The following is a 19,500-nucleotide window of genomic DNA, read 5'->3' as shown; positions in this document are numbered from 1 at the left end:
TCCTCGATCCTCCCCTGGAAGGGGAGGTGGCAGGCCGCAGGCCTGACGGAGGGGTAGCGCCCGCCCGATAGCGGGACACCCCTCCACCACCAGCCTGCGGCTGATGGTCCCCCTCCCCTTGCAGGGGAGGATCAGTGTCGCTTGCCCCGGGCTTCCGCAAACGGCAGGGTTACAGGCATGGCCGATCTCGACACCTTTATCGCCCGCCTGCCCAAGGCCGAGCTCCACCTCCATATCGAAGGCAGCCTGGAGCCCGAGCTGATGTTCGCGCTGGCGCAGCGTAACGGCGTGACCATCCCCTTCGCCAGCGTGGAGGAGGTCCGCGCCGCCTACAGCTTCACCCGGCTGCAGGACTTCCTCGACATCTATTATGCCGGCGCCGACGTGCTGCGCACGGCCCGCGACTTCCACGATCTCGCCGCCGCCTACTTCGATCGCACCGCGGCGGACGGCGTCGTCCATGCCGAGATCATGTTCGATCCGCAAACGCATACCGCGCGCGGCGTCTCCTTCGACACGGTGATGGAGGGCCTGCTCTCCGCGGTCGCCGAGGCGGAAGCGAAGCACGGCATGACGGTGAAGCTGATCCTCTGCTTCCTGCGCCACCTGAGCGAAGAAGAGGCGTTCGCCACGCTGGAGCAGGCGCGCCCCTGGCTCGACCGGATCACCGCCGTGGGCCTCGACTCCTCCGAGCTCGGCCACCCGCCCGAAAAGTTCGCCCGCGTGTTCGCCGACGCGCGCGCGCTCGGCCTTCGGCTCGTCGCCCATGCCGGCGAGGAAGGGCCGCCGGAATATGTCCACCAGGCGCTCGATCTGCTCGATGTCGACCGGCTCGACCATGGCAATCGCAGCCTGGAGGATCCGGTGCTCACGGCCCGCCTCGCGCGCACCGGCATGACGCTGACGGTGTGCCCCCTGTCCAACCTCAAGCTCTGCGTGGTGAACGACATGGCCGATCACCCGATCGACCACATGCTGCGCCAAGGGCTGCGCGCCACGATCAACTCGGACGATCCCGCTTATTTCGGCGGCTATGTCGCCGACAATTACCGCGCCGCCGCCGCCGCGCGCGGGCTCGACAGGCGCGACCTCGCCACGCTCGCGCGCAATTCCTTCCTCGGCTCCTTCCTGCCCGACGATGCGGTGGCCGCGCACCTCGCCCGGCTCGACGCCTTCGTGGCGGAGCACGGCTGATGCCGGTCTTCACCCGCATCCCGCACGAGGCGTTCGTCGCCGACGTCCGCACGCTGGCCGCCGCGATCGCTGCGGACGAGAACTGGCAGGCCGACTATATCATCGGCATCGGCCGAGGCGGGCTGGTGCCGGCGGTGTATCTCAGCCACGCCACCGGCCTCACCACGCTCAGCTGCGACCTGTCGAGCAAGGTGAAGGACTTCGCCGACGACGTGCTGGAACGCCTGGCCGCGCGCACCCGTGCGGGCGAGCGCCTGCTGTTCGTGGACGACATCAACGATTCCGGCCGCACCATCGGCGTGCTGCGCGCCGCCATGGCCCGCCACGGTGCCACCGAGGGCACCGTCCGCTTCGCCACGCTGATGGACAATCGCGTGTCCTCGCAGCGCGTCGATTATGCCGCGCGCGAAATCGACCGGACCACCACCAAGGACTGGTACGTCTTCCCCTGGGAAGCGGTCGCCCCCGACCAGTCAATCCTGGAGGACGCAAACGAAGTACCGGAACGCACAGCCTGAAAGACACACTTTTCCAAATAGTGACGGACTCACGCAACTTTTGAGTTGCAGGTAGGTCCGCTTCGGTTACTCTCCCGCGAGCAACGGTGCAAAGCATCGGGAAAAAGGGGAGAGGATCATGCCGAACATCGCGCTCCGTCGCGCTCATCTGCTGGCCGGGGCGGCCGGCCTTGCGGTGGCGCTGGCCCAGCCCGCCACCGCGCAAACGAGCACGGTGCCCACGCCGCAACCCGGCGGCAGCGTGCCGGCGAACACCGAAACGGCACAAAGCGACCCCAGCGGCCAGGCCGGCAACCCGCAGGCCCTCCCGTCCGAAACCGCCGACATCGTCGTCACCGGCTTTCGCGCCAGCCTGAACAGCGCGCTGGAGGCCAAGCGCGAGACGCTGTCGTCCATCGACGTCATCAAGGCGGAGGACATCGCCGACTTCCCCGACAACAACCTGGCGGAATCGCTGCAGCGCGTGCCGGGCGTGTCGATCAACCGCGCCGGCGGCGAAGGACGCGCGATCACCGTGCGCGGCCTGTCGGGCAGCTTCACCCGCGTGCGCGTGAACGGCATGGAGGCGCAGGCGATCTCCGGCGCGACCACGTCCGACCGCGGCATCAACACCGGCCGCGGCTTCGATTTCAACGTCTTCGCGTCCGAGCTGTTCAACAATCTCGTCGTGCGCAAGACCGCGGATGCGGAAACGCTGGAAGGGTCGCTCGGCGCGACCGTGGACCTCAACGTCGCGCGCCCGTTCGACTACAAGGAGCCGACCCTCGTGGTCAGCGCGCAGGCCGGCTACAACGGCCTTGCCGAAAAAATGGACCCGAAGTTCACCGGCGTGGTCTCCGACACCTGGGACACCGGCGTCGGCCGCATCGGCCTGCTCGTCTCGGGCGCGTACAGCAAGCGGCGCTATTACGAGGACCAGTTCGGCTCGGGCGGGTGGAACCCGGCGACCACCGATGGCGGCTTCTGCTCGCCGGTGGGCGTCACTCCGGTGGCGCCGGCGCTCGACCCGGCGCAGGGCACCACTGCTACCGCCTGCGCCACCGGCGTGGCGCGCCCGGCGGCGGGCGACACGCTCTACCGCCAGGTGAACCGCTCCACCGTGTTCCTGCCGCGCCTGCCGCGCTACGGCCGGTTCAACCACAACCAGCAGCGCCTCGGCCTCACCCTCTCGGCGCAGTGGGAGCCCGCCGAGGGCATCGAGATCGGCGGCGACGTGCTCTTCTCCGACTTCAAGGTGAAGCGCGAGGAGAACTGGCTGGAGGGCTTCTCCTTTGCCCGCGCCATCGCCGCGCCCAATTTCGGCAAGCCGCAAACCGCGATCCGCGAGGCGGTCCTGCGCAATGCAGGCACCAGCGGGACGCAGGGCGCCAATTTCGGCCAGACCGTCTACGACATCGATTACGGCGTGTTCGACGGCGTCGACGTGCGGTCCGACACGCAGTACGACCGCTTCCGCAGTCGCTTCAAGCAGTACACGCTGCACGGCAATTTCGAGATCACCGATACGCTGAAGGGCAGCCTGCTCGGCGGCATCGCGTCCACCAATTTCGACCAGAAGGACCAGACCACCTTCCTGTTCGGCCGCAACAACACGCGCCAGACGATCGACTTCCGCGACGACCGCAACCAGCCGACCATCTCCTACGGCTTCGACGTGACCGATCCGTCGCAATACACGCTGGCTCCGGGCAGCGCCGAGATCCGCGCCACGCCGTCATATGTCGACAACAAGAACAAGATGATCGAGGGCAATCTCAGCTGGAAGGCGGCCGACCTGGTGACGCTGAAGATCGGTGCGCATTACGACCGCTTCGATTTCGCCAACATCGTCTACCAGCGCGCCAACAACTTCCTGGTGCCCACGCTCACGTCACAGCAGCTGGCGGGCCTCACCCGCCTGACCGAGGATTTCGGCAAGGGCTTTCCCGATGGCGTGTTCCCGAAGAACTGGGTGGCGATCGACTACGAGGAATTCGCCAAGCAGTACGGGCTCGACAATTATTCCGGCACCTTCGCGCTGATCCAGAACAACAGCGCCACCCGCTTCGTGAAGGAGGACGTCTTCTCCGCCTACGGGCAGGCGGACTTCAACCTGGAAAGCCTGGGCGTGCCGGTACGCGGCAATGCCGGCTTGCGCTATGCCAAGACCAAACTGAGCTCGACCGGCTTTTCCAGCAGCATCGCGCAATATGTCACGGCCAGGAACGACTATGAGGACTGGCTGCCGTCGCTCAATCTCGTCGGCGACGTGACGAACAACCTCTTGGTCCGCGCGGCCTATGCCAAGGTCATCACCCGGCCCGAACTGACGTTCCTCAATCCCGGGGCGGCGGTGACGATCAGCGGCACGCCCAGCGTGAACGGCGGCAATCCGCTGCTGGATCCGATCCGCGCCGACACCTACGACGCCTCGATCGAATGGTATTTCGCCAAGAACTCGCTGTTGTCGGCCGCCTTCTTCTACAAGGACATCAAGTCCTACATCCAGAACCAGGCGACGCAGCAGACGTTCAACCAGACCGGCCTGCCGTTATCGCTGATCGCCAATAGCGGGCTCGATCCCAACGTCACGCTGTTCACCGTCAACCAGGCGCGCAACACGCCCGGCGGCCCGCTGAAGGGCGTGGAGGTGAATTACCAGCAGGCGTTCACCTTCCTGCCCGGGCCGCTGGCCAACACCGGCGCCTTGTTCAACTACACCTATGTCGACTCCAAGATCACCTACTTCCTGGCGGCGAGCACCGCCAACACCACCGAGCGCGATCTGCTCGGCCTGTCCAAGGACGCGTTCAACGCCACGCTCTATTACGAGGACAAGAATCTCTCGGCGCGCATCTCCGGCGCCTATCGCGGACCGTACATCATCGCGCTGCCGGCCAACAATCCGCTGCAGGACCTGGAAGGGGTGGACAAGAGCCTCGTGTTCGATCTGTCCGCTTCCTACCAGCTGACGGACGGCATCAAGATCACGTTCGAGGGGCTCAACATCTTCGACCGCTTCTCGCGCCAGTTCATCGACTCGGACCGCGACAGCACCTTCGTCTATGCGCACACCGGCGCGCAGTTCTTCCTGGGCGCGCAGGTCCGGTTCTGACGAGACGCCGACTTAGCCGTCCTTGCGAGCGCAGCGAAGCAATCCAGAGTGAAGTGCGAGACGCTGGATTGCTTCGCGGTGCTCGCAATGACGGGGCAATGCTGTGTGGACACGCTCTGCCCGCCTCAACGACGGGCCGAAAGCCTCACCCGTCGCTGACGCGCTCGATATCGGCGCCCACCGCCGACAGCTTCTCTTCCAGCCGCTCATAGCCGCGGTCGAGATGGTAGACGCGGGAAACCTGTGTCTCCCCATCCGCCGCCAGCCCCGCCAGGATCAGGCTCATCGACGCGCGCAGGTCGGTTGCCATCACCTGCGCGCCGGTCAACTTCGGCACGCCGCGCACCACCGCGGTGCGCCCGCTCACCTGGATGTCCGCGCCCATGCGGCCGAGTTCCGGCACGTGCATGTAGCGGTTCTCGAAGATCGTCTCGGTCAGCATGCTCGCGCCGTCCGCGAGGGCCAGCATGGCCATGAACTGCGCCTGCATGTCGGTGGCAAAGCCCGGATAGGGCGCGGTGGACAGCGTCAGCGGCCCGAGCGGCGCGTCGGCGGTGACGCGGATGCCTTCGCCATGTTCGGTCACCGTCACGCCCGCTTCGCGCAGCGCCTGCAGGGTGGCGCCCATGTCCTCGGCCGCGGCGCCGATCAGGTCCAGGTCGCCGCCGGTGATCGCCGCGGCACAGGCATAGCTGCCCGCCTCGATCCGGTCCGGCATCACCGCATAGGTCGCGCCGTGCAGGCGATCCACGCCCTCGATCTCCAGCGTTTCGGTGCCGATGCCGTCGATCTTCGCGCCCATCGCCACCAGGCAGCGGCACAGGTCGACGATTTCCGGCTCGCGCGCGGCATTCTCGATCCGGCTCGATCCCCTGGCCGTCGCCGCCGCCATCACGACGTTCTCCGTCGCGCCGACCGAGACGACCGGGAAGCGGTAGCGACCGCCCGACAGCCGCCCGCCGGGCGCGGAGGCCTTCACATAGCCTGCCGCCGTTTCCAGCTCCGCCCCGATCGCCTCCAGCGCCTTCAGGTGCAGGTCGATCGGGCGATTGCCGATCGCGCAGCCGCCCGGCAGCGACACTCGCGCCTCGCCCTGCCGCGCCAGGATCGGGCCCAGCACCAGGATCGACGCGCGCATCTTGCGCACGATGTCGTACGGCGCCTCGGTGGAGGTGAGGCGGCCGGCGCGGATCGTCATCACCCGGCCGAACTCCTCCGGCCGCGACCCCTCGATCTGCGTGGAGGCGCCGAGCTGGTTGAGGAGGTGCCCGAAACTGTCCACGTCCGCGAGGCGCGGCAGGTTGCGCAGCGTCAGCGGCTCGTCGGTGAGCAGCGCGCAAGGGAGGAGAGTGAGCGCGGCGTTCTTCGCGCCGGAGATGGGCAGGCGGCCGGCCAGGCGCTGGCCGCCGCGGATGAGGATACGGTCCATCCCCTCCCCCTACCCCGCCGAGGCCCCCTCGCCAAGCGAGCCCTTTCCGCCGCGCGTGCAATGGGGTAGCGACAGCGAATGGCCTCCATTCACCGCTGCGACGTCGCGATCGTCGGCGCCGGGCTCGCCGGCGGGCTGATCGCGCTGGCGCTGCGCGCGCGACGGCCGGACTGCGACGTGCGGCTGATCGACGCGCACCACAGCGTCGGCGGCAATCACCTGTGGTCGTTCTTCGAGGGCGACATCGCGAAGGCGAACCGCCGCCTGGTCGCGCCGATCATCAGCTATGGCTGGGACGGGTACGATGTCGCCTTCCCTGCGCACCGCCGCAGCATCGGCACGCGCTATTTCTCCGTCGAATCGAGCCGGCTCGACCGCGTGGTGCGCGCGACGCTGCCGCCGGAGGCATTGATGCTCGGCCGCAAGGTGCTGGGTGCCTCGCCCACCGCGGTGGTGCTGGCGGATGGCGACCGGGTGGAGGCGGGCGGCGTGATTGACGCGCGCGGCCCCGCCGATCTCGCGCACCTCGATCTCGGCTGGCAGAAGTTCGTCGGCCGCGAGCTGACGCTGCGCGCGCCCCACGGCCGCGCCCGCCCGACGATCATGGACGCGACGGTGCCGCAGCTCGACGGCTACCGCTTCGTCTACACCCTGCCCTTTTCCGCCACGAAGCTGTTCGTGGAGGATACCTATTATTCCGACGGCTACGAGCTGCACCGCTCCGCCTTGTCGCAGCGGATCGGCGATTATGCGAGAACGCAGGGCTGGGACATTGCCGAGGCGGGCCGTGAGGAAACCGGCGTGCTGCCGGTCGCCATGGGCGGCGATTTCGAGGGCTATTGGGCGTCGGGCGGCAATCGCTGCGCCAAGGCCGGGATGCGCGCTGGGCTGTTCCATCCCACCACCGGCTATTCGCTGCCCGATGCGGTGCGCACCGCGGCCCTGATCGCGCGGCAGAGCGACCTGTCGGGCAAGGCGCTGCACGACGTCACCCATGCGTTTGCGGCCAGGACCTGGAACGCGCGCGGCTTCTACCGGCTGCTCGACCGCATGCTGTTCCGCGCCGCCGAGCCGGCGGAACGCTACCGGGTGCTGGAGCGCTTCTACCGCCTATCGCCCGGCCTGATCGGCCGCTTCTATGCAGGACATTCGACCATGACCGACCGGCTGCGCGTTCTCGCCGGCAAACCGCCCGTGCCGATCGGCCGCGCGATCAAGGCCATCGGCAGCTCAGACGCAAGGGTGGGTGCATGATCCGCCGTGCGGTTGTCGTCGGCGCGGGGTTCGGCGGGCTGGCGCTTGCCATTCGCCTGCAATCGGCGGGCGTGGACACCACCGTCATCGAGGCGCGGGACAAGCCCGGCGGCCGCGCATACGTGTGGGAGCGGGACGGGTTCACCTTCGATGCCGGCCCCACCGTCATCACCGATCCCGCCTGCCTGCAGGAGCTGTGGGGGCTCAGCGGCCGCTCCATCGCCGACGATGTCACGCTGGAGCCGGTGCTGCCCTTCTATCGCCTGTCCTGGCCCGATGGCACGCAGTTCGACTATACCAACGACGATGCGCTGCTGAATGCGCAGATCGCGCGACTCAATCCCGACGACGTGGCCGGCTATGCCAAGTTCCTCGACTATTCGGCCGGCGTCTATCGCGAGGGGTACGAAAAGCTCGGCCATGTCGCGTTTCTCGACTTCCCGAGCATGATCAAGGCTGCGCCCAGCCTGGCCAAATACCAGGCCTGGCGCTCGGTCTATTCGGTCGTGTCCTCTTTCGTGAAGAACGAGAAGCTGCGCGAGGCCCTGAGCTTCCACACGCTGCTCGTCGGCGGCAATCCGATGACCACCAGCGCGATCTACGCGCTGATCCACAAGCTGGAGCGCGACGGCGGCGTGTGGTTCGCGCGTGGCGGCACCAACAAGCTGATCGCCGGCATGGTCACCCATTTCGAGCGGCTCGGCGGCAAGGTGCGGCTGGGCGATGCGGTGGTGTCGATCGAGACGCTGGGCGACCGCGCGACAGGCGTCACCTGCGCCAGCGGCTGGCACGAGGATGCCGATGCCGTCGCCGTGAACGGCGATATCGTCCACGCCTATCGCGATCTGCTCAAGACCTCGCGCTCGGCGCAGCGCACCTTGAAGCGGCTGGAACGCAAGAAATATTCGCCATCCCTGTTCGTGGTGCATTTCGGCATCCAGGGCACCTGGCCGGGCATTCCGCACCACTCGATCCTGTTCGGTCCGCGCTATCGCGGCCTGCTGGAGGACATCTACGATCACGGCGTGCTCAGCGAGGACTTCTCGCTCTACCTCCACCACCCCACCGTCACCGATCCGTCGATGGCGCCGGAAGGCATGTCCACCTTCTACGCGCTCGCCCCGGTGCCGCACATGGGCAAGTTCCCGGTCAACTGGGACGAGGTCGGCCCCGTGCTGGAGAAGCGCATCCTGGACGAGATCGGCCGCCGGCTGATCCCCGACATCCACGACCGCATCGTGACGAAGTTCCACTACACGCCCAAGGACTTCGCCGGCGACCTCCAGGCGCATATGGGCAGCGCGTTCAGCCTGGAGCCGGTGCTGACGCAAAGTGCCTATTTCCGCGTCCACAACCGCGACGACCAGATCCCGAACCTCTATTTCACCGGCGCCGGCACGCATCCCGGCGCGGGCATCCCCGGCGTCGTCGGCAGCGCCAAGGCGACGGCGGCGCTGATGCTGGAAAGCGGGCGCTAGCCGCTCCCTTTCACGGGTGCGGGATCGGGAAGCCCGGCGGAAACGGCGGATAGGCCAGCCGGTCGTGGCCGGCGGCGGGCGAGCCTGCCGCCGCCGCCCGGTAGATCGCGCCGCCCAGCGGGGTCGCCGGGACGATCTCGATCAGCACCTGCATTGCCAGGATCGTGCCGATGCCCCACCACCAGGCCGGATGCACCCGGCCCCGCGAGCGCAGGTCCCACAGCATTCCCGCCAGCGGGAACAGCAGAACCAGCGCGATCACGCCCAGCCCGGCATGCGGGATCAGCAGCGGCACGGGCGCGAAACGGCCCCAGCCCGGCCCGGTCAGGACGGCCATGCCGCACAGCATCAGCCGGCGATGCCACTGCGTCCGGCGGCGCAGCACCATGGCCGCGCCCGACAGGCCGGCAAAGGTGAGCACGCCCAGCGGGTTCATGATCAGAAAATAGCCGGGCGTGGAGAAGAACGGCACCGCCTCCCGGCGCACCGACATCACCGTCACATAGGTGCCCGCCAGCACCATCGCCGGCAACCACCCCACTGCCAGCCAGCCGAGCCGCCGGTGCAGCGCCAGCGAGCCGGTCGCCGCCAGCCCGGTCTGGAGCACGTACAGCCCCGTCCAGCCGACAAACAGCAGCGCATGCAGGTGCACCGATGCCGGCGCGCCGAAGCTCGACCGGCCCAGCGCGAAGTTCAGGCCGAAGCCGATGGCGAGCACCGCCGCCATCGCCGCCGCGCTGACGACATAGAAGCCCGTGCCCGGCACGAGCAGGCGCCTGGGTGCGATAGAAGCCATGGTGCGTCCCCCTCTCTCCCCGATTGGCGAACGCGGATCTTCTACTCTCCCTCGCGCCGCCGCAATTGGACGAAAGCGCCCCCACGGCTGCCCTTGTGAGCATCACGCGCTTGGCGTAGCGCTTGCGCCCATGAAGCGTCTTGCCGTCTATTGCGGGTCCGCCACACCCGCCGATCCCTCGTACATCGCCATGGCGCAGGAGGTCGGCCGCACGCTCGCGATGCGCGGCATCGGCGTGGTCTATGGCGGCGGCCGGCTCGGCCTCATGGGCGCGGTGGCCGACAGCGCCTTGGCGGCCGGCGGCGAGGTGATCGGCGTGATCCCGCAGGCGCTGGTCAACGCCGAAGTCGCGCATCGCGGCCTCACCGAGCTGCACGTCGTGGAGACGATGCACCAGCGCAAACAAGCCTTCACCGACCTGTCGGACGGCTTCGTCACGCTCGCTGGCGGCACCGGCACGATGGACGAATTGTGGGAAGCGATGAGTTGGGCGCAGATCGGCTACCATGCCAAGCCGGTCGGCCTGCTCAATCACCTCGGCTATTATGACGGGCTGATCGCGTTCGTGAAGACGATGGGCCATGTCGGCTTCCTTCGCCCGCAGCACCAGGATCTGCTGATCGTGGACGAGACGCTGGACGGGCTGCTGGCGCAGATGGAGTCGCACCAGCCGACCACCACCGTGGGCCAGATCGGGGCCAAGGACCTGTGACCTCCAATCCTCCCCGGCACGGGGAGGGGGACCGCCAGCCGCAGGCTGGTGGGGGAGGGGCAGCACCTCAAGCGATCCCGCTTGCGGATAGCCCCCTCCACCGCTCTGGCGAGCGGTCCCCCTCCCCGCGGAGCGGGGAGGATAAGGGTTTCCCCACCCGCGACGCGATCGTCGCCACCGCGCGCGAATCCATCTTCAAGGGCTCCAAGAGCTTCGCCGCCGCCAGCCTGCTGTTCGATCGCCGCACGCGCGAGCGCGCCTGGCTGCTCTACGGCTGGTGCCGCGCCTGCGACGACCTGGCCGACGGACAGGACCATGGCCACGAGCTCCAGGCCGTCACCGACGCGCCGGAACGCCTGGCGAAGATCACCGCCTTCACCCAGGCGGCGCTCGCGGGCCAGTGGATCGGCGATCCGGCCTTTGACGGCTTCCGCATCGTCGCGGCCGAAACCCGCCTGCCGCCCCGCTTCGCCCGCGATCTCGTCGCCGGCTTTGCGCTGGATGCCGAGGACTGGCGCCCGCGCAACGAGGAGGACCTGTACCTTTATTGCTACCATGTCGCCGGCGTGGTCGGCTGCATGATGGCGGTGGTGATGGGCGTGCCACCGGAGGACGAGGACACGCTGGACCGCGCCTGCGACCTCGGCATGGCGTTTCAGCTCGCCAACATCGCCCGCGACGTCGCCGAGGATGCGCGCGGCGGCCGCTGCTACCTGCCGGCCGACTGGCTGGCCGAGCTGGGCATACCGGCGGACGACCTCCTGAACCCGGCGCGTCGCGACCAGCTGGCGGTGCTCGGGCGTCGCCTGGCGGAGCGTGCGACCCGCTTCGAGGAAAGCGCGATGGGCGGCACGCCGGCCCTGTCCTTCCGCTCGGCCTGGGCGGTGATCGCGGCGGCCAGGATCTACGGCCAGATCGCGCGCGAAGTCGCCGCGCGCGGTCCCGCCGCCTGGGACGCTCGCGTCAGCACCTCCGGGCTCGACAAGCTGCGCTTCATCGCGGCGGCCGCGCGCGATGCGTCGGGCCGGGAGCGCTGGCGCAACATCCCGCGCGACGTGCCCTGGACACGCCCGCGCTAGCGCCTAGAGCAGCCGCCCGACCTCCGCCACGAAGCGCATCAGCGAGATCGGCTTGGACACATAGGCGTTGGCGCCCGCAGCCCGGATCCGCTCCTCGTCCTCGCGCCCGGCATAAGCGGTTACCGCCATGATCGGCACGGCCGCCAGCTCCGCATCCTCGTCGGCGCGGATCTGCTGGATCAGCTCGAACCCGCTGACATGCGGCAACTGGATGTCCATCACGATCAGGTCCGGACGGAACGCCCGCGCCGCCTCCAGCGCCTCGCGCCCGTCGCGCACTCCCTCAGTCAGATGGGCATGCGCGCGCAGCAGGTCGCTGAACAATTTGAGGTTCAGTTCATTGTCCTCGACAACGAGCACCCGTTTTGCCACGCGGCGGCGATCCTTCCAGATTTTACAAGAACCGGTGATAGGCAATGCGGCCGCAGGAAACAAACGAAGACGCCACGGCGCTGGCCCTGCGCGCGCTGGTGTGGACCTTGGGCGAGCCGGACCGCGCACAGCGGCTGCTGGACACCACCGGGCTGTTCCCCGACGATCTGCGCGCCCGGGCCGGCGAGCCTGCCGTGCTCGGCGCGGTGATCGGTTTCCTGTGCAACCATGAGCCCGATCTGCTCGCCTGCGCCGCCGATCTCGGCGTGAAGCCGGAAACGCTCGCCGCCGCGGGAGACATGCTGTGAAGCCGTTGCTCATCACCGATTGCGACGAGGTGCTGCTCCACATGGTGCGTCATTTCCGCACCTGGCTGGACGAAGCGCATGACGTGCACTTCCGCCTCGACACGCATGATTTCGGCAAGGCGCTGTCGCATCGCGCCACCGGCGCGTCGCCGACGCCGGAGGAGACGTGGGGCTTCATCCAGGGCTTCTTTCCCGAACAGATGCATCGCCAGACCCTGGTGCCGCATGCCGCCGAGGCGCTGGCGAGCCTCGCCGAGCAGGCCGACATCGTCGTGCTCACCAACCTGGTCGATCAATGCCGCGGCCCCCGCATGGAGCAGCTCGCCGCTTTCGGCATCGAGCACCGGGTGGAAACCAACCAGGGCGGCAAGGGCCGGCCGGTGGCGCGCATCCGCGAGGAGCATGGCAATCCCGTGACCGTGTTCGTGGACGACCTCGCCTATCAGCATGCCTCGGTTGCCGAACATGCGCCGGAGGTGTTCCGGTTGCAGATGATCTCGGAGCCCGAACTGGCGCCGCATGTCGAGAAGTCGCCGGACGCGCATGCGCGCATCGACGACTGGCGCGAGGCGGCGGTGTGGATCGCCGAGCGCTTTGCGGAGGGCCGGAACGCGGCAGAACCGGCGGCATGAGCGCGCCCGGCTTTTCCACCCGCTTCAAGGTCCGCTATGCCGAGATCGACGGCCAGCGCGTGGTCTTCAACTCGCGCTATCTCGAATATGCCGATGTCGCGGTGAGCGAGTTCTGGGCGTGGTCCGGCATCGCCGAGGCGCTGGGTGCCGCCTGGGCCGGCGCCGAGTTCCACGTCCGCCGCGCCGAGCTCGATTACCTCAAGCCGTTCGTCTGGGGCGACGAGGTGGAGGCGTTCGTGCGCCTGGCGAAGATCGGCACCACCAGCCTCACCAAGCGCTTCGAGCTGCGCCACGCCGTCACCGGCGAGCTGCATGCGACGATCGACATGGTCTCCGTCCATGTCGATCTCGCCACGCACCGCCCCGCGCCCCTGCCGGAGGCGATGCGCGCGTTCCTGGAACGGCTCTGACCGACGCCGTCATTCCCGCGCAGGCGGGAATCCAGAACCGCTGGCCGTGCCGAGACTCACAACGGCCACGGCGTCTGGGTCCCCGCGTTCGCGGGGATGACGGGAGTTGGCGGGTGAAAACGCCGGAAAAACATGTCTTCCGCGCATCAAGGTGTTGCCAAGCACCGGGTGCCCACCCCACACTCGGCTCGTGCTGCGGCAATATGAACTGGTCGATCGGGTGCTGGCCTATGATGCGGAGGCCGACGAGGCGCTGCTGAACCGCGCCTATGTGTTCTCCGTCAACGCGCACGGCACGCAGAAGCGGGCGTCCGGAGATCCGTATTTCAGCCACCCGATCGAGGTGGCCGGCATCCTGACCGACCTGCATCTCGACGACGAGACGATCGCCACCGCGATCCTGCACGATACCGTCGAGGACACGGTCGCGACCTCCGAAGAGATCGAGCGAATGTTCGGCCCCAACGTCGCCCGGCTGGTGGACGGCGTGACCAAGCTTTCCAAGATCGAGGCGCAGAGCGAGAACGAGCGCGCGGCGGAGAACCTGCGCAAGTTCCTGCTTGCCATGTCCGACGATATCCGCGTGCTGCTGGTGAAGCTCGCCGATCGCCTCCACAACATGCGCACGCTGCACTTCATCGCCAAGCCGGAGAAGCGCCGCCGCATCGCCAAGGAGACGATGGACATCTACGCCCCGCTCGCCGAGCGGATCGGCATGTACGAGTTCATGAAGGAGATGCAGACGCTCGCCTTCCAGCAGCTCGAGCCGGAAGCGTATCAGTCGATCACCAAGCGGCTGGAACAGCTCAAGGAAGGCGGCGGCGACCGCATCGCCAAGATCGGCTCCGGCCTGAAGCTGCTGCTCGCCCGCGCCGGCATCGACGCGGAAATCTCCGGTCGGGAGAAGCACCCGTACAGCATCTGGAAGAAGATGCAGGAGCGCCATATCAGCTTCGAGCAGCTTTCCGACATTATGGCGTTCCGGGCGATCGTGCCCACGGTGGAGGATTGCTACGCCGCGCTGGGCATCATCCATCGCCGCTGGCCGATGGTGCCGGGGCGGTTCAAGGACTACATCTCCACGCCCAAGCGCAACGGCTATCGTTCGCTGCACACCTCGATCATCCACGCCGACAATACCCGCGTGGAGATCCAGATCCGCACCGCCGAGATGCACGAGGAGGCCGAGCTGGGCCTCGCCGCGCACTGGGCCTACAAGCAGGATCCGCTGGCCAACAAGCGCGTGCGGCCGGACACGCAGGTCAGCTGGATCCGCGACCTGGTGGAAATCCTGGACACCGCCGAGAGCCCGGAAGAGCTGCTCGAACATACCAAAATGGCGATGTACCAGGATCGCATCTTCGCCTTCACCCCCAAGGGCGAGCTGCACCAGCTGCCCAAGGGCGCGACGCCGATCGACTTCGCCTATGCCGTGCACACCGATCTGGGCGACCAGACGGTGGGCGCCAAGGTGAACGGCCGGGTGGTGCCGTTGAAGACCATGCTGGAAAACGGCGATCAGGTGCAGATCCTGCGTTCCAAGGCGCAGACGCCGCAGCCCAACTGGCTGAACTTCGCCTATACCGGCAAGGCGCGCGCCGCGATCCGCCGCTTCCTGCGCGCGCAGGAGCGCGAGGAAGGGCTGAAGCTCGGCCGCAAGCTCTATGACGACATCGTCGCGCGCCTCCCGGCGCAGATCGCCGTCGATGCGCTGGACATGGCGCTGCGCCGCCTGAAGCTGCCCGACGAAGCGAGCCTGCTGGAAGCGATCGCCCGCCGCCGCCTGACCGATGCGGAGGTGATGGAGGCGCTGATGCCGGGGTCGGCCGGCACCGATTCCGCGCGCGAGGTGCCGCCGCAATCGCATGCCATCTCGATCAAGGGGCTGACCCCGGGCATCGCCTTCGACCTTGCCGCCTGCTGCCATCCGGTCCCGGGCGACCGCATCGTCGGGCTGCGCCGGCCCGATGCCGGGATCGAGGTGCATGTGATCGATTGCCCGGTGCTCGCCGATGCCGGCGATGCGGACTGGGTCGATCTCGCCTGGGGCGACAAGGCGGAGGGCGCCGTTGCGCGGTTGCAGGTGGAGGTGAAGAACGAGCCCGGCTCGCTGGGCATCGTCGCCACCATCATCGGGCAGCAGAACGGCAACATCGTCAACATGCGGCTCGACAATCGCGATACCGGTTTCCACACCAACACCTTCGACCTGGAGGTGCACGACCTGACCCACCTCACCCGCCTGATCGGCGCCTTGCGCGCGGCGGACGCGGTCAGCAACGTGGTGCGGGTCTAGGCAAGCGGCAGGCGGGGGCGGAGAAGCACGAATGACGCAAGCACCCGCGCCCTTCACCATCGCCGTGCCGCAGGAGCGGCTGGATGCCCTTCGCGAGCGTGTCGCCGCCTTCGACTGGGACGGCCTGCCCGATGCCGGCGGCTGGCGCTCGGGCGTGGGGCTCGCCGATCTCCGGCGGCTGGTCGCCTATTGGCGCGACCGGTTCGACTGGCGCGCGGTGGAGGCGCGGCTCAACACCCTGCCGCAGTTCACGGCGCACGTGCTCGGCCAGCACCTGCACTTTGTCCACGTGCGCGGCGACGGATCGCGCCTGCCGCTCCTCCTGCTGCATGGCTGGCCCGGATCGTTCCTGGAGTTCGAGCGGCTGATCGCCCCGCTGGTGGCGGACGGGCACGACGTGGTGGTGCCCTCGCTGCCCGGCTATGCCTTTTCCGGCCGGCCGGCCGAACCGATCGGCCCGCGCCGCACGGCCGAGCTGTTCCACCGGCTGATGACCGACCTGTTCGGCGCCGGGCGCTACCTCGTGCAGGGCGGCGACTGGGGCGCGGCGATCGGCGCCTGGATGGCGCACGGCCATCCCGATGCGGTGGCGGCGCTGCACCTCAACATGCTGATCGTGCAGGCCGAGGACGCGGTGCCGAAAACCGCGGCGGAGCTCGCCTGGGCCACTCGCCGCGCCGCGCTGGCGAAGGAGGAGGCCGCCTATGCGCAGCAGCAGGGCACCCGCCCACAGACGCTGTCGGTCGCCATGCACGACAGCCCGGTGGGCGTCGCCGCCTGGATCCTGGAGAAGTTCGGTGCCTGGGCGGACGTGCCGCGCGACGAGAACGGCACGCCGGACTTGTGGGCGGCGTTCGACGAGGAGGTGCTGCTCGCCAACATCCACCTGTACCTCGCGCCGCAATCCTTTCCCACCTCGACATGGATGTATCGCGGCCGGGCGCTGGAAGGCTCGGGCGGGTTCGCCGCCGGCACCCGCCTCCAGGTGCCCACCGGCGTCGCCGCCTTTCCCGATCCCGTCTTCCCGCCGCCGCCCCGCTCGCAGGCCGAGAAGACCTACAACATCGTCCACTGGACCGACATGGAGGCCGGCGGCCATTTCGCCGCGCTGGAGCGCCCGGACGACCTGCTGGCCGACATGCGCGCGTTCTTCGCGGGCCGGGACTAACCGCCGGGCGGCGCCCGCGCGTGCGCACCTGGCGAGGAAACAGGCCAAGTGCCTGACTTGCCGCGAGGTTCCCGGGAACATATATCGAACCCATGGCGCAGCTCGACACCCGCGAAAAGCTGGCGATCCTTGCGGACGCCGCGAAATACGATGCGTCCTGCGCGTCCTCGGGGACGGCCAAGCGCAACTCGCGCGACGGCAAGGGCATCGGCTCCACCGAAGGCATGGGCATCTGCCACGCTTATGCGCCCGATGGCCGCTGCATCTCGCTGCTGAAGATCCTGCTGACGAACAGCTGCATCTTCGACTGCCATTACTGCATCAACCGCAAGAGCTCCAACGTGCGCCGCGCGCGGTTCACGGCGGACGAGGTCGTGCGGCTGACCCTGTCTTTCTACAAGCGCAACTATATCGAGGGGCTGTTCCTTTCCTCCGGTATCATCGGCTCCTCCAACTACACGATGGAGCAGCTGGTCGAGGTGGCGCGCTCCTTGCGCGAGGATCATGATTTCCGCGGCTACATCCACCTCAAGACCATCCCGGATGCCGATCCCGAACTGGTGCACAAGGCCGGGCTGTACGCCGATCGCGTGTCGATCAATGTCGAGCTGCCCACCTCGGGCGGGCTGAAGCGGCTGGCGCCGGAGAAGTCCGAAGCGCGGATCGAGGGCGCTATGGGCGACATGAAGTCGGCGATCGTCGAGACGGGCGACGCCACGAAGCGCTTCAAATCCGCGCCCCGCTTCGCGCCGGCGGGGCAGTCCACGCAGATGATCGTCGGCGCGGATGCGGCCACCGATGGCGACATCGTGCGCAAGGCCTCCACGCTCTACGACCGGTTCGGCCTGCGCCGCGTCTATTATTCCGCCTTCAGCCCGATCCCGGATGCCAGCGCGGTGCTGCCGCTGCAACGCCCGCCGCTGATGCGCGAGCATCGGCTGTACCAGTCCGACTGGCTGATGCGGTTCTACGATTATCAGCCGGCCGAGGTGGTCGCCGCCGCCGATCCGGCCACGGGCATGCTGCCGCTGGACATCGATCCGAAGCTCGCCTGGGCGCTGCGGTTTCGCGAGCATTTCCCGGTGGACGTGAACCGTGCACCGCGCGAGCGGCTGCTGCGGGTGCCGGGCCTGGGCGTGAAGGCGGTGGACAGGATCGTCGCCGCGCGGCGCTGGCGGCGGCTTCGGCTGGACGATGTCGCGCGGCTCACCGTGTCGATCGCCAAGGTGCGGCCGTTCGTGATCGCCGAGGACTGGCGGCCGGTCGCACTGACCGACCGCGCCGAGCTCAAGCCGCTGGTCGCGCCGCGGCCAAAGGCGCAGCAGATGGAATTATTCGGCTGACGCCCGCGCGCAGGCCGGCCACGGCTTGTGCCACGGCGAGCAGCAGGAACGGCGTGAGGAACGCGCGATGCCGCTCGCTGAACTCGAACCAGACGCCGAACAGCGCAAGCTGCGCGATGCAGGCGGCAAGCAGCAGCAGCGTGGTCGGCAGGCCCGCGGTGCGCCTGAGCCCCAGCGCCGCGGCGCCCCCGCCGAGCAGCAGCAGGTGCGCGCCATAACTGAGCGGAAACAGCAGCGCGCCCACGCTTCGCGCGATGGGCGGGCGCATTGCGGCGAGCCGGTCGACCAGAAAGTCGGACACCGCGCAGGCGCGCAGGAACTTGGCGATCGTGAGGTGCACGAAATCGAGCGGGTGGGTGACGATCCACTGCTTGGCGATGGCGGCGGCCGCCTTGCCGAAGGCGATCTCCGGCAGGCCGCGCAGGGCCGCGGGCGGCGGCTCCCAGCTGCCGGTTGCATCGGGGTTGTTGCCGATCCACAGCGAATAGCCGCCGGCGCTGGTCAGCGGCACGAACTGGCCGAACACCCGCCAGTTGCGCACCCACCACGGCACCATCACCGCCGCCGCCACCCCCGCCGCGGGCACCCCCACCGCCAGCATCCGCCTGAGGCCCAGGCGCGGCAGCAGGGCGATGGCGAACAGGCCCGCCAGCGGCGCCTGGCCCGGCTGGGTCAGCGCCAGGAGGCCGGCGGGCACGCCGATCGCCAGCCAGCTCCGCCAGAAGGCGCGCTCCCGGTCCGCGCGCACCCACCCCCAGGCGAGCAGCAGCGCCAGCAGGGTGGCGAAGCTCTCCTTCTGCGCCAGCGGCGCATCGAATACGACGGAGGGCCAGATCAGGTACAGCGAGGCCGCGGCGATCCCGGCACGCGGCGTCGCCAAAGATCGGCCGAGCTGCACGATCACCGCCGCCGCCGCGAGGTCGGTCAGCGTGGACAGCAGGAGCAGCGTGCCGGTGGTGAAGCCGACCAGCCCGCCCCATCCCGCCAGCAGCAGCGCATAGGCCGGCGGGAACAGGGCATGCGCTTCCACGCCCATAAACGGCTCGAACAGGGTCAGTCCCCGCCCGTGCAGCAGGTTCTCGGCGAGCACGAGATACCAGTGCGGATCGCCGGGCGAGACGCGGCCGTCGGTGAGCAAGGCGGCGGCGACGCGGAAGCCGAGCGCCACCAGCCAGAACACGCCCCATTGCCAGCGCGGCGCCGTGTGGATCGATCCCGCCAGCACCCAGCCGGCGACGCCTGCCCACAGGGCAAGCACCACCAGCCCGCCGATGCTCGGCCCCCAGGCCGCGGCAAGGCCGGGCATGCTGAGCACGCCGTACCCGGCCAGCGCCTCCAGCAGCACGATCAGGGCGATGCGGAGGGAGCGTTCGGCGGCCATCGGCCGTTTCGCTATCCGGGAGACATGACCATCGAC

General features: G+C 68.6%; 17 protein-coding genes. 13 read left to right on the top strand and 4 right to left on the bottom strand.

All coding sequences use genetic code 11. The annotated features are described in order from the left end of the window. Positions 1-177: 177 nt before the first annotated feature. The 3 genes from DVW87_RS14505 to DVW87_RS14495 all read left to right on the top strand — a co-directional run bounded on the left by DVW87_RS14505 (position 178) and on the right by DVW87_RS14495 (position 4,806). On the top strand, positions 178-1,194 hold the full coding sequence (locus DVW87_RS14505; RefSeq protein WP_114688525.1) for an adenosine deaminase: 1,017 nt from the start codon (positions 178-180) through the stop codon (positions 1,192-1,194). Then, complete coding sequence (locus DVW87_RS14500; RefSeq protein WP_114688524.1) at positions 1,194-1,712, top strand: phosphoribosyltransferase; 519 nt, start codon at positions 1,194-1,196, stop codon at positions 1,710-1,712. Before DVW87_RS14505 ends, DVW87_RS14500 begins: the two co-directional genes overlap by 1 nt. A 118-nt stretch (positions 1,713-1,830) precedes the next feature. Beyond that, the gene (locus DVW87_RS14495) at positions 1,831-4,806 is read left to right on the top strand and encodes a TonB-dependent receptor (protein WP_114688523.1); all 2,976 of its coding nucleotides are present in this window, start codon (positions 1,831-1,833) and stop codon (positions 4,804-4,806) included. 145 nt (positions 4,807-4,951) lie between these two features. Here DVW87_RS14495 and murA read toward each other — a convergent pair whose 3' ends face one another. Next, a complete protein-coding gene (gene murA, locus DVW87_RS14490; protein WP_114688522.1) occupies positions 4,952-6,235 on the bottom strand; it encodes a UDP-N-acetylglucosamine 1-carboxyvinyltransferase in 1,284 nt (427 codons plus the stop codon). Between the two features lie 78 nt (positions 6,236-6,313). Between murA and crtY the strand changes: the two genes are divergently transcribed. Both crtY and DVW87_RS14480 read left to right on the top strand, forming a co-directional pair. Next, positions 6,314-7,489 (top strand): lycopene beta-cyclase CrtY, encoded by a 1,176-nt coding sequence (gene crtY / locus DVW87_RS14485; protein ID WP_114688521.1) that lies wholly within the window; start codon positions 6,314-6,316, stop codon positions 7,487-7,489. Next, on the top strand, positions 7,486-8,967 hold the full coding sequence (locus DVW87_RS14480) for a phytoene desaturase (protein ID WP_114688520.1): 1,482 nt from the start codon (positions 7,486-7,488) through the stop codon (positions 8,965-8,967). Before crtY ends, DVW87_RS14480 begins: the two co-directional genes overlap by 4 nt. 10 nt (positions 8,968-8,977) lie before the next feature. Here DVW87_RS14480 and DVW87_RS14475 read toward each other — a convergent pair whose 3' ends face one another. Continuing rightward, positions 8,978-9,763 carry a hypothetical protein gene (locus DVW87_RS14475; RefSeq protein WP_239017929.1) on the bottom strand — a complete coding sequence of 262 codons (786 nt, stop codon included), beginning with the start codon at positions 9,761-9,763 and terminating at the stop codon, positions 8,978-8,980. A gap of 130 nt (positions 9,764-9,893) precedes the next feature. On the opposite strand from DVW87_RS14475, the gene DVW87_RS14470 reads away from it, so the two are divergent. Both DVW87_RS14470 and DVW87_RS14465 read left to right on the top strand, forming a co-directional pair. Next, the gene (locus DVW87_RS14470) at positions 9,894-10,475 is read left to right on the top strand and encodes an LOG family protein (RefSeq protein WP_114688519.1); all 582 of its coding nucleotides are present in this window, start codon (positions 9,894-9,896) and stop codon (positions 10,473-10,475) included. 167 nt (positions 10,476-10,642) lie between these two features. Further along, positions 10,643-11,554, top strand: a complete 912-nt coding sequence (locus DVW87_RS14465) for a phytoene/squalene synthase family protein (protein WP_239017951.1) — start codon at positions 10,643-10,645, stop codon at positions 11,552-11,554. Positions 11,555-11,557: 3 nt separating this feature from the next. Here the strand turns inward: DVW87_RS14465 and DVW87_RS14460 are convergent, their stop codons facing one another. Beyond that, positions 11,558-11,926 carry a response regulator gene (locus DVW87_RS14460; protein ID WP_114688518.1) on the bottom strand — a complete coding sequence of 123 codons (369 nt, stop codon included), beginning with the start codon at positions 11,924-11,926 and terminating at the stop codon, positions 11,558-11,560. A 44-nt stretch (positions 11,927-11,970) separates the two neighbouring features. Here DVW87_RS14460 and DVW87_RS14455 point away from each other — a divergent pair, with 44 nt between their 5' ends. From DVW87_RS14455 to DVW87_RS14430, 6 genes are all read left to right on the top strand, one after another. Further along, complete coding sequence (locus tag DVW87_RS14455) at positions 11,971-12,234, top strand: DUF3572 domain-containing protein (RefSeq protein WP_114688517.1); 264 nt, start codon at positions 11,971-11,973, stop codon at positions 12,232-12,234. After that, positions 12,231-12,866, top strand: coding sequence for an HAD family hydrolase (locus tag DVW87_RS14450; RefSeq protein WP_181814850.1), 636 nt, complete (start codon positions 12,231-12,233; stop codon positions 12,864-12,866). Before DVW87_RS14455 ends, DVW87_RS14450 begins: the two co-directional genes overlap by 4 nt. Beyond that, positions 12,863-13,276 (top strand): acyl-CoA thioesterase, encoded by a 414-nt coding sequence (locus tag DVW87_RS14445; RefSeq protein WP_114688516.1) that lies wholly within the window; start codon positions 12,863-12,865, stop codon positions 13,274-13,276. Before DVW87_RS14450 ends, DVW87_RS14445 begins: the two co-directional genes overlap by 4 nt. Positions 13,277-13,466: 190 nt before the next feature. Then, positions 13,467-15,572, top strand: coding sequence for a RelA/SpoT family protein (locus tag DVW87_RS14440; RefSeq protein WP_114688515.1), 2,106 nt, complete (start codon positions 13,467-13,469; stop codon positions 15,570-15,572). 31 nt (positions 15,573-15,603) lie between these two features. Beyond that, positions 15,604-16,740: an epoxide hydrolase family protein gene (locus DVW87_RS14435; protein ID WP_114688514.1), complete on the top strand. Its 1,137-nt coding sequence runs from the start codon at positions 15,604-15,606 to the stop codon at positions 16,738-16,740. Positions 16,741-16,832: 92 nt separating this feature from the next. Continuing rightward, entirely contained in the window at positions 16,833-18,083 is a 1,251-nt protein-coding gene (locus DVW87_RS14430; RefSeq protein ID WP_114688513.1) for a putative DNA modification/repair radical SAM protein, read from the top strand. On the opposite strand, the gene DVW87_RS14425 is transcribed toward DVW87_RS14430, so the two are convergent. Then, on the bottom strand, positions 18,028-19,464 hold the full coding sequence (locus DVW87_RS14425) for a glycosyltransferase family 39 protein (protein WP_114688512.1): 1,437 nt from the start codon (positions 19,462-19,464) through the stop codon (positions 18,028-18,030). The genes DVW87_RS14430 and DVW87_RS14425 overlap by 56 nt on opposite strands. Between the last annotated feature and the right edge of the window lie 36 nt (positions 19,465-19,500).

It is taken from the genome of Sphingomonas aracearum, assembly GCF_003345355.1.
Classification (GTDB): Bacteria; Pseudomonadota; Alphaproteobacteria; order Sphingomonadales; family Sphingomonadaceae; genus Sphingomonas; species Sphingomonas aracearum.
This window is presented reverse-complemented; position numbering and strand designations above follow the sequence as displayed.

What these genes read in the sequence shown, in the direction of transcription:
- crtY (WP_114688521.1), top strand. Translation starts at nt 6,314, where the DNA reads ATGGCCTCCATTCACCGCTGCGACGTCGCGATCGTCGGCGCCGGGCTC.
- DVW87_RS14430 (WP_114688513.1), top strand. Translation starts at nt 16,833, where the DNA reads ATGGCGCAGCTCGACACCCGCGAAAAGCTGGCGATCCTTGCGGACGCC.
- DVW87_RS14435 (WP_114688514.1), top strand. Translation starts at nt 15,604, where the DNA reads ATGACGCAAGCACCCGCGCCCTTCACCATCGCCGTGCCGCAGGAGCGG.
- DVW87_RS14480 (WP_114688520.1), top strand. Translation starts at nt 7,486, where the DNA reads ATGATCCGCCGTGCGGTTGTCGTCGGCGCGGGGTTCGGCGGGCTGGCG.
- DVW87_RS14470 (WP_114688519.1), top strand. Translation starts at nt 9,894, where the DNA reads ATGAAGCGTCTTGCCGTCTATTGCGGGTCCGCCACACCCGCCGATCCC.
- murA (WP_114688522.1), bottom strand. Translation starts at nt 6,235, where the DNA reads ATGGACCGTATCCTCATCCGCGGCGGCCAGCGCCTGGCCGGCCGCCTG.
- DVW87_RS14500 (WP_114688524.1), top strand. Translation starts at nt 1,194, where the DNA reads ATGCCGGTCTTCACCCGCATCCCGCACGAGGCGTTCGTCGCCGACGTC.
- DVW87_RS14445 (WP_114688516.1), top strand. Translation starts at nt 12,863, where the DNA reads ATGAGCGCGCCCGGCTTTTCCACCCGCTTCAAGGTCCGCTATGCCGAG.
- DVW87_RS14495 (WP_114688523.1), top strand. Translation starts at nt 1,831, where the DNA reads ATGCCGAACATCGCGCTCCGTCGCGCTCATCTGCTGGCCGGGGCGGCC.
- DVW87_RS14425 (WP_114688512.1), bottom strand. Translation starts at nt 19,464, where the DNA reads ATGGCCGCCGAACGCTCCCTCCGCATCGCCCTGATCGTGCTGCTGGAG.
- DVW87_RS14455 (WP_114688517.1), top strand. Translation starts at nt 11,971, where the DNA reads ATGCGGCCGCAGGAAACAAACGAAGACGCCACGGCGCTGGCCCTGCGC.
- DVW87_RS14475 (WP_239017929.1), bottom strand. Translation starts at nt 9,763, where the DNA reads ATGGCTTCTATCGCACCCAGGCGCCTGCTCGTGCCGGGCACGGGCTTC.
- DVW87_RS14505 (WP_114688525.1), top strand. Translation starts at nt 178, where the DNA reads ATGGCCGATCTCGACACCTTTATCGCCCGCCTGCCCAAGGCCGAGCTC.